Annotated in this window: 16 protein-coding genes; 4 read left to right on the top strand and 12 right to left on the bottom strand. The window is 73.9% G+C overall.

What is annotated here, in order from left to right:
* Window positions 1-4: 4 nt before the first annotated feature.
* Entirely contained in the window at window positions 5-904 is a 900-nt protein-coding gene (gene mmuM / locus OG982_RS23520) for a homocysteine S-methyltransferase (protein WP_266783622.1), read from the bottom strand.
* Between the two features lie 25 nt (window positions 905-929).
* Window positions 930-1,853: an LLM class F420-dependent oxidoreductase gene (locus tag OG982_RS23515; protein ID WP_266783624.1), complete on the bottom strand. Its 924-nt coding sequence runs from the start codon at window positions 1,851-1,853 to the stop codon at window positions 930-932.
* Between the two features lie 203 nt (window positions 1,854-2,056).
* On the opposite strand from OG982_RS23515, the gene OG982_RS23510 reads away from it, so the two are divergent.
* Complete coding sequence (locus tag OG982_RS23510; protein WP_266950003.1) at window positions 2,057-2,344, top strand: hypothetical protein; 288 nt, start codon at window positions 2,057-2,059, stop codon at window positions 2,342-2,344.
* Between the two features lie 163 nt (window positions 2,345-2,507).
* On the opposite strand, the gene OG982_RS23505 is transcribed toward OG982_RS23510, so the two are convergent.
* The 4 genes from OG982_RS23505 to OG982_RS23490 all read right to left on the bottom strand — a co-directional run bounded on the left by OG982_RS23505 (window position 2,508) and on the right by OG982_RS23490 (window position 5,238).
* Window positions 2,508-2,993 (bottom strand): DUF6099 family protein, encoded by a 486-nt coding sequence (locus OG982_RS23505; protein ID WP_266783626.1) that lies wholly within the window; start codon window positions 2,991-2,993, stop codon window positions 2,508-2,510.
* A 122-nt stretch (window positions 2,994-3,115) separates the two neighbouring features.
* Window positions 3,116-3,457 (bottom strand): nucleotide pyrophosphohydrolase, encoded by a 342-nt coding sequence (locus tag OG982_RS23500; protein ID WP_266791766.1) that lies wholly within the window; start codon window positions 3,455-3,457, stop codon window positions 3,116-3,118.
* Between the two features lie 65 nt (window positions 3,458-3,522).
* Window positions 3,523-4,776 carry an ATP-binding protein gene (locus OG982_RS23495; protein ID WP_266783628.1) on the bottom strand — a complete coding sequence of 418 codons (1,254 nt, stop codon included), beginning with the start codon at window positions 4,774-4,776 and terminating at the stop codon, window positions 3,523-3,525.
* A gap of 66 nt (window positions 4,777-4,842) precedes the next feature.
* Window positions 4,843-5,238, bottom strand: coding sequence for a cell division protein SepF (locus OG982_RS23490; RefSeq protein WP_266783630.1), 396 nt, complete (start codon window positions 5,236-5,238; stop codon window positions 4,843-4,845).
* Window positions 5,239-5,401: 163 nt separating this feature from the next.
* Between OG982_RS23490 and OG982_RS23485 the strand changes: the two genes are divergently transcribed.
* Both OG982_RS23485 and OG982_RS23480 read left to right on the top strand, forming a co-directional pair.
* Window positions 5,402-6,121: a DUF2470 domain-containing protein gene (locus tag OG982_RS23485; protein ID WP_266783632.1), complete on the top strand. Its 720-nt coding sequence runs from the start codon at window positions 5,402-5,404 to the stop codon at window positions 6,119-6,121.
* Window positions 6,122-6,190: 69 nt separating this feature from the next.
* On the top strand, window positions 6,191-7,111 hold the full coding sequence (locus OG982_RS23480) for an NADP-dependent oxidoreductase (RefSeq protein WP_266783634.1): 921 nt from the start codon (window positions 6,191-6,193) through the stop codon (window positions 7,109-7,111).
* An 89-nt stretch (window positions 7,112-7,200) separates the two neighbouring features.
* Here OG982_RS23480 and OG982_RS23475 read toward each other — a convergent pair whose 3' ends face one another.
* The 6 genes from OG982_RS23475 to OG982_RS23450 are packed head-to-tail and all read right to left on the bottom strand — an operon-like array spanning window position 7,201 to window position 13,014.
* A complete protein-coding gene (locus OG982_RS23475; protein WP_266783636.1) occupies window positions 7,201-8,538 on the bottom strand; it encodes an LLM class flavin-dependent oxidoreductase in 1,338 nt (445 codons plus the stop codon).
* Between the two features lie 29 nt (window positions 8,539-8,567).
* Complete coding sequence (locus tag OG982_RS23470; protein ID WP_266949212.1) at window positions 8,568-9,557, bottom strand: ABC transporter permease; 990 nt, start codon at window positions 9,555-9,557, stop codon at window positions 8,568-8,570.
* Window positions 9,554-10,390, bottom strand: coding sequence for an ABC transporter ATP-binding protein (locus tag OG982_RS23465; protein WP_266783640.1), 837 nt, complete (start codon window positions 10,388-10,390; stop codon window positions 9,554-9,556). Before OG982_RS23465 ends, OG982_RS23470 begins: the two co-directional genes overlap by 4 nt.
* Window positions 10,391-10,399: 9 nt before the next feature.
* On the bottom strand, window positions 10,400-11,440 hold the full coding sequence (locus tag OG982_RS23460; RefSeq protein WP_266783642.1) for an ABC transporter substrate-binding protein: 1,041 nt from the start codon (window positions 11,438-11,440) through the stop codon (window positions 10,400-10,402).
* 44 nt (window positions 11,441-11,484) lie between these two features.
* On the bottom strand, window positions 11,485-12,051 hold the full coding sequence (ssuE, locus tag OG982_RS23455; protein ID WP_266783644.1) for an NADPH-dependent FMN reductase: 567 nt from the start codon (window positions 12,049-12,051) through the stop codon (window positions 11,485-11,487).
* Between the two features lie 27 nt (window positions 12,052-12,078).
* Complete coding sequence (locus tag OG982_RS23450; protein ID WP_266949211.1) at window positions 12,079-13,014, bottom strand: TauD/TfdA family dioxygenase; 936 nt, start codon at window positions 13,012-13,014, stop codon at window positions 12,079-12,081.
* Window positions 13,015-14,031: 1,017 nt separating this feature from the next.
* On the opposite strand from OG982_RS23450, the gene OG982_RS23445 reads away from it, so the two are divergent.
* Window positions 14,032-15,270, top strand: coding sequence for an ROK family transcriptional regulator (locus OG982_RS23445; RefSeq protein WP_266783648.1), 1,239 nt, complete (start codon window positions 14,032-14,034; stop codon window positions 15,268-15,270).
* The last annotated feature ends 42 nt before the right edge of the window (window positions 15,271-15,312 follow it).

The raw sequence follows: 15,312 nt of genomic DNA, 5'->3' as shown, positions 1-15,312 counted from the left end.
CCCCTCAGCCTCCTGCCGCCAGCGCGGCGATGCGGTCCGGGCCGATGCGGCAGCAGCCCCCGATCAGGCGGGCGCCGGCGCGCCGCCAGTCCGCCACGGGCCAGGGCGCCGGGTGCCCGGGGGCGTGCCAGGTCCCGGTGGCGGCCTCCCACACCGAGCCGTCGTTGGGGTACGCCAGCAGCGGTTTCCCGGTGACGGCGGCGGCCGCTTCGAGGGCGGGCAGCACGTCCTGGGGGTCGCAGCAGTTGACGCCGACCGCGATGACCTGCGGGGCGGCGGCCGCGAGCGCGAAGGCCTCGGCGAGCGGCTGGCCGGCCCGGGTGCGGCCGCCCGCCACCGTGTAGCTCAGCCAGGCCGGGGCGCCGGTCTCGGCGAGGACCCCGAGCAGGGCCTCGGCCTCCTCGGCGTCCGGGACGGTCTCCAGGGCCAGTACGTCGGGTCCCGCGGCCAGCAGCGCCTCGACGCGGGGGCGGTGGAAGTCCGCCAGCTCGCGCACGGTCAGGCCGTACCGGCCGCGGTACTCGGAGCCGTCGGCGAGCACCGCCCCGTACGGCCCGACCGAGGCGGCCACCCAGACCCCGTGGTCCGCGGCCCGCGCCGCCCCGGCGGCCAGGCGCACACTCCGGGCCAGGAGGTCGGCCGTCTCGGCTCGCCCGTGGCCCCGGGCGGCCAAGGCCGCGTGCCCGACCTGGTAGCTCGCGGTGATCAGCACCTCGGCGCCGGCCCGGGCGTACGCCGCGTGCGCCGCCGCCACCTGGTCGGGGCGTTCGGCGAGCACCCGGCCCGTCCAGAGGCCGCCGGACAGGTCGCAGCCCTGGTCGGCGAGCTGGTTGCTCAGCCCGCCGTCCAGGAGCACGGTCCGGTGGGCCAGGGCCTCGGCGAGCGGGCCGGACGCACGCGGCACGGTTTCCTCCTCCGTCGGCCGGGGCTCAGCCGAGCTGGGACAGCACCTGGGTGGAGATCAGCTCCAGGTGGTCCAGGTCGTCGAGGTCGAGGAGCTGGAGGTAGACGCGCGAGGAGCCGATGGCGCCGTAGGTGCCGATCTTCTCCACGACCTCGGCAGGGGACCCGGCCAGGCCGTTCGCCTTGAGCTCGTCCACCTCGCGGCCGATGGCGGCGGCCCGGCGGGCCACCTCGGCGTCGTTCTTGCCGACGCACACCACGAGGGCGTTGGAGTAGAGGAGTTCGTCCGCCTTGCGCCCGGCCTCCGCGACGGCCTCCTTGACGCGGGAGAACTGGCGCCGGCTGTCCGCGATCGACGCGAACGGCATGTTGAACTCGTCCGCGTACCGGGCGGCCAGGCGCGGGGTGCGCTTCGCGCCGTGCCCGCCGACCAGCACGGGCACCTTGGCCTGGGCCGGCTTGGGCAGCGCCGGCGAGTTCTCCACCTGGTAGTGGGTGCCCGCGTAGTCGAAGGTGGCGCCGGGCTCGGTGGCCCACAGGCCGGTGACGATGGCCAGCTGCTCCTCCAGCCGGGCCATCCGCTCCGCCGGGAAGGGAATCCCGTACGCCTTGTGCTCCTCCTCGAACCAGCCCGCGCCCAGGCCGAGCTCGATGCGGCCGCCGGACATCTGGTCGACCTGGGCCACCTGGATGGCGAGCACGCCGGGCAGCCGGAAGGTACCGGCCGTCATGAGCGTGCCCAGCCGGATCCGCTTGGTCTCACGGGCCAGGCCCGCGAGCGTGATCCACGCGTCGGTGGGCCCGGGCAGACCGTCCACGGATCCCATCCGCAGGTAGTGGTCCGACCGGAAGAACGCGTCGAAGCCCAGGTCCTCGGTGGCTTTGGCGACGCTCAGGAGGGTGTCGTAGCTCGCGCCCTGCTGGGGCTCGGTGAAAATACGGAGATCCATGCCCTCCATCCTGCCTCGCCCGCCCCTGCCGGGTGAATCTCCGTCAACCGGACGGTCCACCGCCGCCCCCGCCAGTGACCAGCGCGGACGGAGATCGTTGGCTCGGACGGAGCCGGACCGCCCGGCCCGCGCGCCGGCGGCCTTTCGCCGGTGCGTCCACCGCCCCCTTCCGCCTTGGAAGGGCCAGGGCCGAGGAGGCCGCCATGTCCCACGAGGCCGTGCCGGAGACCCGCCGACCGCACGAACAGACCGGACAGGCAGCACACGACCAAGTACGCCAGGAGTCCGCGGTACCCGCCCAGGGCGGCGGCGCGCCGAAGGGCCTGCTGCAGCAGATGGAAGAGCTGATGGCCGCGCTCAACGCCGACCTGTCCCAGCTCGACGCCGACCTCCAGCACTCCGCCGACCGCGCCCCCACCGCGGCCGCGCCGGCCCCGGGCAGCCCGGCCCCGGGCACCGACAGCGGGCACCACTGCGACCGGTCGTTCTGACCGCGCGGGTCCCGTCGCGCGCGGCGGGACCCGATCCGAAGCGGGACCGACCCGAGGCGGCCCCTGACCCCAAGCGGAACCTGCCCCGACGCGGAACCCGACCCGAAGGGACCTGTCCCGGAGAACCTGCCCCGAGGGACCAGGCTCCCGCAGCGGCCGTCCCTCAGGCCACGCCCGAGGCGGACCCCCGCTCGCGGACCGTCATCCGGCGCAGCAGCGCCCGTACCCGATCGCTCGACTCGTCGGCCGCGTCGATCGACTCTATGCACTGCCAGTACAGGCTCTCGTCGTCCGTCCCGCAGGCCACCCCGACCAGGGCTATGCCGACCTCGCCCAGCAACGCCTGAAGTCCGAGCAGTGCCTGGCGGACATCCGCCACCTCGGTCAGCTGCGCCGCCCGCGGCGGATGGTCGGGCGCGTTGCCCTCTCCGCGCAGGGCCGCTCTGTCGAGCACCCCACAGCCTCTGCCCCCGGCTTCACCCAGCCCCCGTGCCTCCGATCTCAGCTCCGGCGGCCCGGTGACCGCCAGCCAGCTCCCTATCCCCTGCGCGAGCGCCTGGGCCTGCCAGGCCTCGCCCACGATGTCCCACGCAGCCCCGCTCTGTGCCAGCGCGTGCCGGCCGGCTGCGATGAGCCGTACCGCGTCCATATGCCGTCCCCCGTCCGCACGACATCCTGCTGTTCTCCACTACCCAGAGTGAAGGCAACGAGCCAGTAAAGCCAGGGGTATTCGGAAATCTCTGGACAGAGACATGGTTGTGGACGACGCCATCACTCCGAAGAGTGACAATTTGCGTCCGGAGTACCCGGTACCGGGAAGCGCAGCTCATTCCTCTCGATCTTCGCGGCGAGCGCATCCAGCACATCCACCCCGAGGACCTCGCAGAACTGCAGGAGATACGCGAGCACATCGGCGACCTCGTCGGTCACTCGGTGTGCGGTCTCCGGCTTCTCCATGACCTTCGCCGACTGTTCCGGCGTCAGCCACTGGAAGATCTCGACCAGTTCCGACGCCTCCACGCTCAGCGCCACGGCCAGGTTCTTCGGCGTGTGGTACTGCCCCCAGTCCCGTGCCGCCGCGAACTCGACGAGCCGCCGCCGCAGTTGCCACAGCCGCTCCTCCCCCGCCGCGGCCGCGGCGCCCTCGTCGCTCTGCCTACTCGTGTCCCCTGCGTCGCTCATGACGTCAGGTCTACCACCGAGACGCCGGGCACCCGCCGGGCGGTTCCCGCGTACTCCTCCCCCACGGCGGCCACCAGCCGGACGTGTCCGCGCCCGCACGCCATGAGGGCCAGCCGCAGCAGCTCGGCGCGCTGGCTCCGGTCCAGGTCGCGGTCGAACCCGTCGGCGAGCACGGTCAGCGCCTGCCGGGCGGAGAGCAGTTCGGCGGCCGGGTCCACCTCCAGCACCCCCGGCCCGGTCAGCAGGACGAGCGCCAGGGCGAGGAAGCGCAGCTCGCCCGCGCCGAGCCGGCCGAGTTCGGTGCCGGGCCGACCGGGGCCGCGGTCGAGCAGCGCGGCGACCGGGCCGCCGGCCGGGGCCCGCACGTCCAGCCCGGCGACCTCGCCCGCGCAGCCGGTCCGGGCCGCCTGCGCCAGCAGCGCGTGCCGGGTGCCGCATTCGTGGCGGGTCCGGCGCAGTACGTCGGCCAGGTTGGCGCAGTCGCCCAGCAGCCGCCCGGCCCCCGGCGGGACGGGGTCGCGCATCCGGTCCGGACGGGGATCGCAGGCGAACACCGAGCGCAGGGCGACCACCGCCTGCTCGGCGGCGGCCAGGACGCGCCGCTGTCCCGCGGTCGCGCCGGCCACCCGGAGCGGGAGCAGGGCGGTGCCGAGCCGGTCGTCGGGCAGCGGGGCCCGGGTGACGCCGATGGCGCCGCCGGTCAGCCAGGCGGCCTGTACGGAGCGCCGGCCGGGATCGCGCAGGGCGGTGCTGAGCAGGATCTCGCCGCCCACCGAGAGGCGTTCGCCGACGACGCGGAGCGCCGGCTCGGCCTGTACGGCCAGGTCGAGCCGGACCGGCCCGACGGGCCCGTCGACCGTGCAGCCGATGCGGAATCCGCGGCGCCGGTCGGCGTCGGGGAGGGCGCGTTCGGGGACCAGGGCGCTCGGCTGCGGGAACACCTCCCCCAGGGTGGCTCCGGAAGCCAGCCCGGCCAGCGCCTCGTAGGCGCCCAGGGCCTGGGACTTGCCGCTGCCGCTGGGCCCGGTGAAGAGCGTGACGGGCCCGAGCGGGAAGGCGGCGCCGCGGTGCGAGGCGAAGGCCGAGAGCCGCAGTTCGGTGAGGGCGGGCCGCTGCGGGGCGTGCGCCGACGGCGCCGGCCCGGCCGCGGCCCCGGCTTCCGGCGCGGCGGGAGCGGGGGCATGAGCCGGGCGCTCATCGGCCGAGGCTGCGGGGGCGGCGGGAGCTCCGGGAGCGGCGAGGGCGTCCATGCGGCGGACGCTACGGGCCGCCGAGCCCCGGTGGACCCGGCGAACCGTTCCCTCGTGGCGACCTTCCTACGATCGGGGGACGGCCGCGGCCGCGATCCCCTCGACCTCGGTCCCGACGGGCGCCAGCAGGAAGACGTTCCGGTCCACCCGGTGCATCCCGCTGCCCAGTCCGAAGACGACGCCACTGCTGAAGTCCAGGATCCGCTTGGCCACTTCGCTGTCCGCGCCGGTGAGGTCGAGCAGCACCGGGATCTGCGCGATCAGGTATTCGGCCACCTCCCGGGCGTCCGCGAAGATCTGGACGCGGATCACCACGAAGCGCCGCTGCTCCGCCGCGGTCGCGCCCGGCGTCGCGGGGATCGTGCGGTGGTCCACCCGGGAGGGCCATTCGTTGCGACTGCGCAGCGGCACCACCTGCGCGAGCCCCTCCCACTGTTCGTCGGTGACGTCGTACCTGCTCACCGGGCCGCCTCGGCCGCGCGCTTCTTGTGCATCCCCCCATCCTCTCGCGTTTCACCCGTTCAGCCCAACAACGACACGACCGAGGCGGGGTACTCCCCCCAAGTGCAATAGGTTAGGTTAGGCATACCTAAGTCAATCGCCCCAGGACGATGGAGAGATCCGCATGCGCATGTCCGGTGCCCCTGCCACCCCGGCCGCCGCCGACCGGCCCACCGACGCCGAGCGGGTCCGGTCGATCCTGGCCGCCGCCCACTCCATGACCGTCATCACCGGCGGCCTGCACACCGAGGTGCGCCACCTCGACGGCAGCGACCCGATGGGCCGGGTGCACCTGCACCCCGGCGAGCCCGGCGGGGACTTCGAGGACCGGCCCGTGATCCGCATGGAGTTCACCGACATCGCCCCGACCCCGGTGCGCGAGCGGGTGCGCGCCCGCGTCACCGTCGTGGGCCGGCTGCTGACCCCGTACACCGACGAAGGCTCCGACTCCACCTGTGTGGAATTCGTCGAGGCCGTCCTGGAGACCGACGAGGGCCGCTCGTACATCGGCCTGCAGGAGCTGGACGCCGCCTGCCCCGACCCGCTCGCCCCGTACGAGGCGGGCATGCTCACGCACCTCCTCGACGACCACACCGAGCTGGTCACCCTGCTGCTGCGGCTGGTCCGGCCGCCCGCCCGGGAGAGCGCCGCCGTCCTGCGCGCGCTGCCGCTCGCCATGGACCGGTACGGGATCACCCTGCGCCTGGAGGAGGCGCGCGGGCACCGCGACGTGCGGCTGGCGTTCCCGTCCCCGCTGGAGAGCGTGGAGCAGTCGGGGGCCCAGATCCAGGCCCTGTTCAGCGCGGCCCGGCGGCGTTCGCACCACAACACCCTTCCGGCGTAGGCCCGGTGAGCGGCGAAGGCGGGCCCGCGACACCGGAATAGCCCCGGACCCGGTCCGGTTGGACCGATCATGAAGGCCATCACATACAGCGCATACGGAACGTCCGACTCCCTCACGCTCGTTGACGTCCCCGAGCCCAAGGTGGGTCCGGGCGAGGTGCTCGTCCGCGTCAAGGCCGCCGGAGTCAACCCCGTGGACTGGAAGCTCGCCGCCGGATACCTCGACTCGATCCTGGAGGTCCGCTACCCCGTCATACCCGGCTGGGACGTGGCGGGCGTCGTCGAGGCCGTCGGACCCGACACGTTCGACTACGCCGTCGGCGACGAGGTGTACGGGTACGTCCGCAAGGAGTGGGTGGAGCTCGGCACGTACGCCGAACTGGTCAGCGCCCCCGTCCGGACGCTGGCCCGCAAGCCGCGCGAGCTGACCTTCGAGCAGGCGGCGGGCATCCCGCTGGCCGGCCTGACGGCCTACCAGTCGATCACCCGCGTGGGCCTCACGGCCGGCGAGAGCGTCCTCATCCACTCCGCGGCCGGCGGCACCGGCTCCTTGGGCGTGCAGATCGCCGTCGCCCTCGGCCTGCGGGTCATCGGCACCGCCGGCGCCCACAACCACGACTACCTGCGCTCGCTCGGCGCCGAGCCGGTGCTGTACGGCGAGGGGCTCGCGGACCGGGTGCGCGAGCTGGCGCCCGACGGCGTGGACGCCGCCCTCGACTTCTACGGGGACGACGTCATCGCGACCCTCCAGTCGCTGGTCAAGGAGCGCCACCGGGTGGCCTCCATCGCCGACTACAACGCCGCCGCTCAGGGCGCGCACCAGCTGTGGGTACGGCCGGACCACGCCGACCTGACCTTCCTGGCCGAGCTCGCCGACGCCGGCAAGCTCACCGTGAACGTGGAGCACGCGCTGCCGCTCGCCGAGGCCGCGAAGGCCTGGGAGCTGAGTGCCGCGGGCCGTACGCGGGGCAAGATCGTCCTCACCGTCTGACCGGGGCCTCACCGTCTGACCGGGCCTGACCGGCGGCGAGGCCCCGAGCGGATCCCGGGACGCGGGCCTCGCCGTCGGCGCGCGGTCGCTCAGGCGGGCTGCGGCTGCGGCGCGTGGCGGTTCGCCGGGCGCGCCAGGCCGTAGTTCTCGCGCAGGGTCGTACCGGTGTACTCGGTGCGGAAGAGGCCGCGTCGCTGGAGGATCGGCACGACGTGGTCGACGAAGGCGGTGAGGCCGGTGGGCAGTACGGGCGCCATGATGTTGAAACCGTCGGCGGCGCCCTGGGTGAACCACTCCTCCAGCTGGTCGGCGATCTGCTCGGGGGTCCCGGCGAAGACGCGGTGGCCGCGGCCGGCGCCGAGGCGGGCGATCAGCTCGCGCAGGGTGAGGCCGTCGCGGCGGGCGAGTTCGGCGACGAGGGTGAACCGGCTCTTGTTGCCGTTGACGTCCCGCTCCTCGGGGAGGTCGGGCAGCGGGCCGTCGAGCGGGAGGCCGGTGAGGTCCACGTTCAGCATCCCGGAGAGCTGGGCGAGGCCGTACTCGGGCACCTGGAGGTCGGTGAGCTGCTGCTCCAGGGCCTTCGCCTCGGCCTCGGTGGACCCGATGACGGGTGCGATGCCGGGCAGGACGAGGAGGTCGGACTCCGCGCGGCCGTACTTGGCGAGGCGGGACTTGAGGTCCTTGTAGAAGGTCTGCCCGTCCGCGAGGGTCTGCTGGGCGGTGAAGACGGCCTCGGCGTACTGGGCGGCGAACTCCTTGCCGTCCTCGGAGGAGCCGGCCTGCACGAGGAGCGGGTGCCCCTGCGGGGAGCGCGGGACGTTCAGCGGTCCGGCGACGCCGAAGTACTCGCCGCGGTGGGCGGCCGGGTGGAGCTTGTCGGTGTCGGCGTAGACGCCGCGCTCCTTGTCGAGGACGATCGCGTCGTCCTCCCAGCTGTCCCAGAGCTTGGTGGCGACGTCGAGGAACTCGCGGGCGCGGTCGTAGCGCAGACGGTGCTCCAGGTGCTCGTCCTGGTTGAAGTTGCGGGCCTCGTCGACGGTGCCGGAGGTGACGATGTTCCAGCCGGCACGGCCGTTGCTGATGTGGTCGAGGGAGGCGAACTTCCGGGCCGTGTGGAAGGGCTCGTTGAAGGTCGTGGAGACAGTGGCGATGAGCCCGATGTGCTCGGTGACGGCCGCGATCGCGGAGAGCAGCGTGAGCGGTTCGAACCCGCCGAGGGCGTTGTAGCGGGCCTTGCCCCACAGGGCGAGCCCGTCGGCGAAGAAGATGGAGTCGAGCCGCCCGCGCTCGGCGGTCCGGGCGAGCTCCTGGAAGTAGCGCAGGTCGGTGACGCGCTCGGGAGTGGAGTCGGGGTGCCGCCAGGCGGCGTCGTGGTGACCGGCGTTCATGAGGAAGGCGTTGAGGTGCAGCGTACGGGGAGCGGACATGTCGGTTCCTCGGTCTTGGGGGGAGCGGTTCAGGAAGGGACGCGCCAGAGGGAGAGGCGGCGTTCGATCGTGACCAGGAGCTGGTTGAAGGCCACGCCGATGGCGGAGATCGTGACGATGCCCGCGTACATCTGGGGGATCGCGAAGTTGAACTGCGACGCGTTGATCAGGTAGCCGAGGCCCGCCTTGGCGCCGATCATCTCGGCGGCGACGAGGACCAGGATCGAGACCGCGCCGGCCAGCCGGATGCCGGTGAAGATGGCCGGCACCGATGCCGGGAGGATCACCTTCTGGAACAGCCGCGGCGTGGACAGGTCCATCGAGCGAGCCAGTTTCACCAGGGTGGGATCCGCGTTGCCCACCGCGCTGATCGTGTTCAGCAGCACCGGCCACACGCAGGCGTAGACGACGATCGACACCTTCGAGGTCTCGCCGATGCCGAGGAGGAGGACGAAGACCGGCAGCAGGGCGAGGGCCGCCGTGTTGCGGAAGACCTCCAGCAGCGGGCCGAGCAGCGCGGCGACCGGGCGGTACCAGCCGATGAGCAGGCCTAGCGGGACGGCGACCACGACCGCGATCCCGAAGCCCCCGAAGGAGCGGACCAGGCTGGCCCGGGCGTGTTCCCCGAGCTCGCCGTCGGCGAGGAGTTCCCACCAGGCGGCGGCGACCTCGCTGACCGGCGGCAGGAAGGTCGCGTCCACCAGCCCCAGCCGGGGAGCGGCCTCCCACAGGGCGAGCAGTACCAGGATCGCCGCCGAGCGGAGCCCCGCCGCGCGCAGCAGCCGCAGCAGCCGCAGCGGTCCGCCGGAGCGGGAGGAGCGGGCGGACCTCGGCGTCGGTGACGGCGGCGGCTCCGGTGTCGTCGCCAGGCGCTCGGGAGTTCGCGCGCCGGGTGCGGCGGGTGCGGCGGGTGCATCGGGTACGGCGGGTGCATCGGGCAGGGCGGTGGCGGTAGCGGTGTCCGCCGGCGGGGCCAGGCCCGCCAGGGCCCGGGCGGTGGTGTCGGTTCCGGTACTCATACGGTGGCTTCCTCCTTCTCCAGTTGCTGGGCGCGGGCCACCTCGTCGTGGAGCAGGCTCCAGATCTCGTGGCGGTAGCGGGCGAACTCCGGGCTGGAGCGCAGGTCCTCCCCCGTGGCCCCGCCGTCGCGGGTGCGCGGGCCGAGGGAGACGGGGACGACCTCCTTCACGCGGCCGGGGCGCGAGGTCATGACGGCCACCCGCTGGCCGAGGTACACCGCTTCCTCGATGCCGTGGGTGATGAACACGACCGTCTTGCCGGTGCGCTGCCAGATCCGCCGCAGCTCGTCCTGCAGGGACTCGCGGGTCTGCGCGTCGAGCGCCGCGAACGGCTCGTCCATCAGCAGCACGTCCGGGTCGTACGCCAGCGAGCGCGCGATCGCGACCCGCTGGCGCATGCCGCCCGAGAGCTCGTGCGGATGCCGGTCCCCGAAGCCGCTCAGGCCGACCAGGTCCAGGAACTCCCGGGCCCGCTCCGTCCGTTCACGTCGCGGTACCCCGGTCGCCTCCAGGCCGAACTCGATGTTGCCGAGCGCGGTGCGCCACGGCAGCAGCGCGTACTGCTGGAAGACGATGCCCCGGTCCAGCCCCGGCCCGGTGACGGGGCGGCCGTCGAGCAGGGTCCGGCCGGAGGTGGGTCGGGTCAGGCCGCCGAGGAGGTCCAGGAGCGTGGACTTGCCGCAGCCGCTGGGGCCGACGACGACCACGAACTCGCCCGCCTCGATCTCCAGGTCGATGCCGTCGAGTGCGGTGAACTCCGTCTTGTCCCGCCCCGACTTCTTGCCCTTCGTCGGGAAGGTCTTCGTCACGGAGTCGAACACGATCTTCGCCATGGCGGCCGCTCAGCCCTTTCCCTGTCCGTTGAACTCGTTGGTGTAGAGGTCGCCGGCCTTGAGCCGGCCCTTCTTGATCTCGCCGCGCTCGCCGAGCCAGTCGAGCCAGAGCTGGAACTCCTTGTCGGCGATCCGGCCGCCGGTCTCGGCGACCCCGTACGAGCGCCAGTACTGGAGGGTCGAGGTGTCCTCGTTGCGTCCGCGCTTCTTCACGATCTGCGTCATGCGGGCGATGACCTCCTCGCGCGGGGTGGTGCGCGACCACTCGATGGCCTTGGCCACGCCGGTGGTGAAGGTGCGCACGGTGTCGGGGTTCTCCTTGATGAAGCGCCGCGTCATCACGTACGTCCCGGCGCTGAACGCGCCCAGCAGTTCGAAGTCGTTGAAGAGCGGGCGTATCCCGCCGGCCGCCAGGGCCTTGTCGCGCAGCACGCCGCTGAGCACGCCGACCTCGATCTGCTTCTGCCGCAGGGCCTGTTCGGTGTTGACGGGCGGGACCACGAGGGCCTCGACCTTGCCCGCGTCGGCCTTGGAGAGGCCGTTGCGCTCCAGGTAGATGTCGAGGAGCGCCTGGGCGTGGGCGCCCAGGGTGTTCATGCCGACCTTCTTGCCGATCAGGTCGCGGGCGGACCGGATCGGGCTGTCCTCCAGGACGTAGTAGCCGAGGTAGGTGTCCCGGTCGGAGCCGTAGTAGGAGATGACGGCCTGGATCTGGGCCTTGCTCGCGGCCAGCTTGACGACCGCGCCGTTGAAGGCCCCGCCGAAGTGAGTCTGGCCGGTGGCCGCGGACTGGATGTCCTGGGGGCCGCTGATGGTGTTGCCGACCCAGTCGAGGGTGAGCCCCCCGAGGTATCCGAGGTCCGCGGCCAGTTCGGGCAGGGTGACGGCGCCCACCGCGCCCTGGTACTTGAGGCTGGTGACCTGCTTGCCGGAACCGCCGGAGCCGCCGGTGGCGGTGGCCGTGCCGCAGCTCACCGCGGCCGCCGAGATGCCGAGCAGGGCGAGGAACTGGCGTCGGGAGGTGGTGGTCGAGGTGATCGCTGCGGGCATGACGGGTCCTTGTCGGTACGTACGGGAGGTACGAGGGGTACGGGTCAGAGCGCGGTGGTGAGGGTGGCGGCGTCGGCGGTGGCCGCGGCGCGCAGGGCGTCGGCGAACTCGTCGACGGCCTGGAACAGGTCCAGCTCGGCCTCGGGCCGCAACCGGTCGGGGCCGTCCCCGCGCTCGACGGAGGAGTCGAGGATGAACCGGCCGGCGGTGACGTGCCGGGCGCCGAGCGCGGCGAGCACCGGGCGCAGGGCGTAGTCGATGGTCAGGACATGGGCGAGGCTGCCGCCGGTGGCGAGCGGCAGAACCGTTTTGCCGGCCAGGCCGTCCTGCGGGAGCAGGTCGAGGAAGGCCTTGAGCAGGCCGGTGTACGAGGCCTTGTAGACCGGGGTCGCGATGACCACCCCGTCGGCCTCGGCGACGGCTTCGAGGGCCCGGCGGATCTCGGGCTCGCCGCGGCGGGCGGCGAGGAGGTCGGCGGCGGGGAGGTCCCGTACGGCGAGGTGGGTGGTCTCGAACCCGGCGTGGGAGAGGCGACGCAGCACGTGGTCGGCCACGACGGTGGTACGGGAGTGAACGGAGGGGCTGCCGGTGAGGGCGAGCAGTCGGGGCACGGGACTCTCTCCTTGGGGAGCGGGCGGTCAGACGGAGGCGGTCGAGGCGCCGGAGGGAATGCCGAAGGCCGGGTCCGGGACGGTCTCGGGGCTGATCAGGCGGGACGGAACCCCGTCGGGACCGACCGGGACGTCGCCGTCGACCGTCACGCGGCGCAGGGTGCGCTCGTGGTCGTCGGAGTCGTCGACGCCGTAGTGCTGGGTGGCGCGGTTGTCCCAGATCGCGACGTCCCCGGCCCGCCACTGCCAGCGGACGGTGTTCTCGGGGCGCTCGATGTGCGCCTGGAAGAGGTCGAGCAGTGCGCGGGAGTCCTGGCCGGTGAGGCCCTGGATCCGCTGGACGAAGTTGCCGAGGAGCAGGGTCCGTTCGCCGGTCTCGGGGTGGACGCGCACGACGGGGTGCTCGGTGAGGAACTTCGTGGACGTGAACACCTCGCGGTACTGGGCGAGGGCCTCGGGGAGCGCGTCCGGCCTGAGGGCGGCGTAGTCGTACTCGTTGGAGTGAACGGCGCGCAGGCTGTCGGCGAGTACGCGGAGCGGCTCGGGGAGGTGGGCGTAGGCGGCGGCGGTGCTGGCCCAGAGGGTGTTGCCGCCGTACGGGGGGACGGTGACGGCGCGGAGGATGGAGAAGGCGGGGTAGGCGGGGACGAAGGTGACGTCGGTGTGCCACTGGTTGGCGCGGGCGCCGTGGTGGGAGTCGATGCCGAGGGCGTACCGGCCGTCGGCGGAGGGGACGGTGGGGTGCGCGACCGGGGCGCCGAGCAGCTGGGCGAAGGCCTCGTGGCCGGCCTCGTCGAGGTGGTCCTGGCCACGGAAGAAGACGACCTTGTGGGCGAGGAGGGCGTCGCGGATCTCGGTGACGACGGCGGCGGGCAGCTCGCCGGTCAGACGGACGCCGGTGAGTTCGGCACCGATGCGGCCGCCGAGGCGGGTGACGGTGACGGGGGTGGTGGCCGTGGACATGGGGGCTCCTTGGATTTATTTCCGCAGCGGAAGAAATGGGGTACGCGGACGTGCGCACGGCACGGCGGGGTACGGGAATCCGGGAATGCGGCGGGGCCGGGCGCGGCGCGGCGGGGCCGGGCGCGCTCAGGCGCGGCGGGGGGCCGGACAGCGGCCCTGACACTCGCCCGGCGCGACAAAGGGGCCGGGGGTGTGGAGCCGCGGGGCGAGGAGTGCGATCGCGGACATGACTCGGAGCCTGGCAGCGGCTCCGCGAGGGGTCAACCCCCTCCGAGCGCCACCGCCGGAGGTAGCCAGGGACCTCCCCCAGCCCCGCCACCTGCGCTTTCCCGGGTTTCCACCCGGCGCCGCCGATCGCCTGCGGCGGCCGAAAAGCGTGGCTGGATTTCACGGTCCCGCAACGCGCCCGCCACGCGCCCCGCCACCCTCGGGCTCCGCCCCGCCCTTCCGCCGCTCCCCGGGCCAGGCCCCGGCCCCCAGCCCCCACGCCTCAATCGCCGGCGAGGCTGGATTTCGACGGAGGCCGCCGCAGGGGCCGGTGTCGGGGGCGGGGTGTCAGCCGGGACGTCAAGGTGATGGCGCCGCGGGGCGCGGCCGCATGGCGACAGCTCGCCCTGGAACGCCATCAAGCACGCGGTCCCGGCCAGACACCCCACCCCGCGCCCTGGCGCCACACGCACCGGCGCCGACCCTCGCACCGGCCCCACGCACCGGCGCCACCCGGCAAAGCGGCCCGGCGGGCCCACCCAGCGGCTCCCACCTGGCGGAGCGGCCCGGCGCCACGCACACCGGCGCCGACCCCGCACACCGGCCCCACGTGCGCCAACCCCACCCAGCGGAGCGGCTCGGAGGCCCCCACCCAGCGGCCCCCGCCCCCCAGCGGAGCGCCCCGGCGCCCCGCGCACCGGCCCCACGTACGCCGGCCCCACCCGGCGGAGCGGCCCCGCGCACCGGCACCACGTGCACCGGCCCCACCCAGCGGAGCGACCCGGCGGAGCGGCCCGGCATGATCGGCGCATGCCCCCCGACACCTCCCCGACCCCACGGATGGCCGGCGACAGCAGGGCCTCCGCCAACGCCGCCGCCGTGCTGCGGGCCGTACTGGAGCACGGCCCCGTGGCCCGCAGCGGGATCCCGCCGCTGTGCGGGCTGAGCCCCGCGGCCGTGTCGCGGCAGACCACCGGCCTGCTCCGCGCCGGACTGCTGCGCGAGCTGCCCGGGCCCGCCGGCGGCCTGGGACGCCCGCTGGTACCGCTCGACGTCAACACCGGCGCCGTCTCCGGGCCCGTCACCGCCGGGCTCCACATCGGCGTGCCCGCCTCCACCTTCAGCCTCGTCGACCTCCGCGGCCAGGTCCTCGCACGCCGCTCCATGCCGCACGAGGGACGGCGTCCGGACCGGTTGCCGCAGCAGATCGCGGAGCAACTCCGCCGCTTCCTGACCGAGTTCGACACCGGCCACCGCCCCCTCCTCGGCGTCGGCGCGGCCCTCGGCGGCTGGGTGCGCCCCGACGAAGGCACCGTCGTACGCCACGAGGCACTCGGCTGGCACGACCGCCCCCTGGCCGCCGAGCTGTCCGACGCCCTCGGACTCCCCGTCCACATCGACAACCACGCCCGCGCCGTCGCCGGCGCCGAGATCCTGTTCGGGCACCCCGACGCCTGCCGCAGCCTCGTCCACCTCTTCATCGGCAACGTCGTCGACGCCGCCTTCGGCATCGGGGGCACCGTCCACCAGGGCCCCGGCGCCGCCGCCGGGGACGTGGCCCACCTCCCGGTCCCCGGGTCCCGCACGCCCTGCCCGTGCGGACGCACCGGCTGCCTGCAGGCCACCGCCTCCGACACCGTGCTCGGCGCCGAGGCCGTACGCCGCGGGATCGTCCCCGAACCCTCGGTCGGCCTGCTGGTCGACGCCGCCGCGACCGGCGACCCCCGCGCGGACCGGCTGCTGCGCGAGCGCGCCCGAGCCGTCGGCCGGGCCGCCGCCCTGCTGCTGGACGTCTTCAACCCCGCCGTGATGGTGATCACGGAACTCTCCAGCGTGCTCCACGACGGCTACCTGGAGGAGATCCGCGAGGCGGCCGCGTCGGCGTCACCGACGGCTTCACCGTCGGAGGGTCGGACGGGGGGTCCCACCACACCCGCCCCCGCACCGTCCCGGATCGCCACCCCCCACGCCGGCCCCGCCGTCCTCCCGTGCGCCGCGGCGACCGTGCTGCTGGGTCCGCTCTTCCGTGACCCCTCCCGCCTCAGTTGAGAGGGGGAGATCACATCCAGTGGTTATGGTTCATCTCAGAGC

The organism is Streptomyces sp. NBC_01551 (assembly GCF_026339935.1).
Classification (GTDB): domain Bacteria; phylum Actinomycetota; class Actinomycetes; order Streptomycetales; family Streptomycetaceae; genus Streptomyces.
The sequence above is the reverse complement of the archived record's forward strand: the minus strand, read 5'-3'. Positions and strand labels throughout refer to the sequence as shown.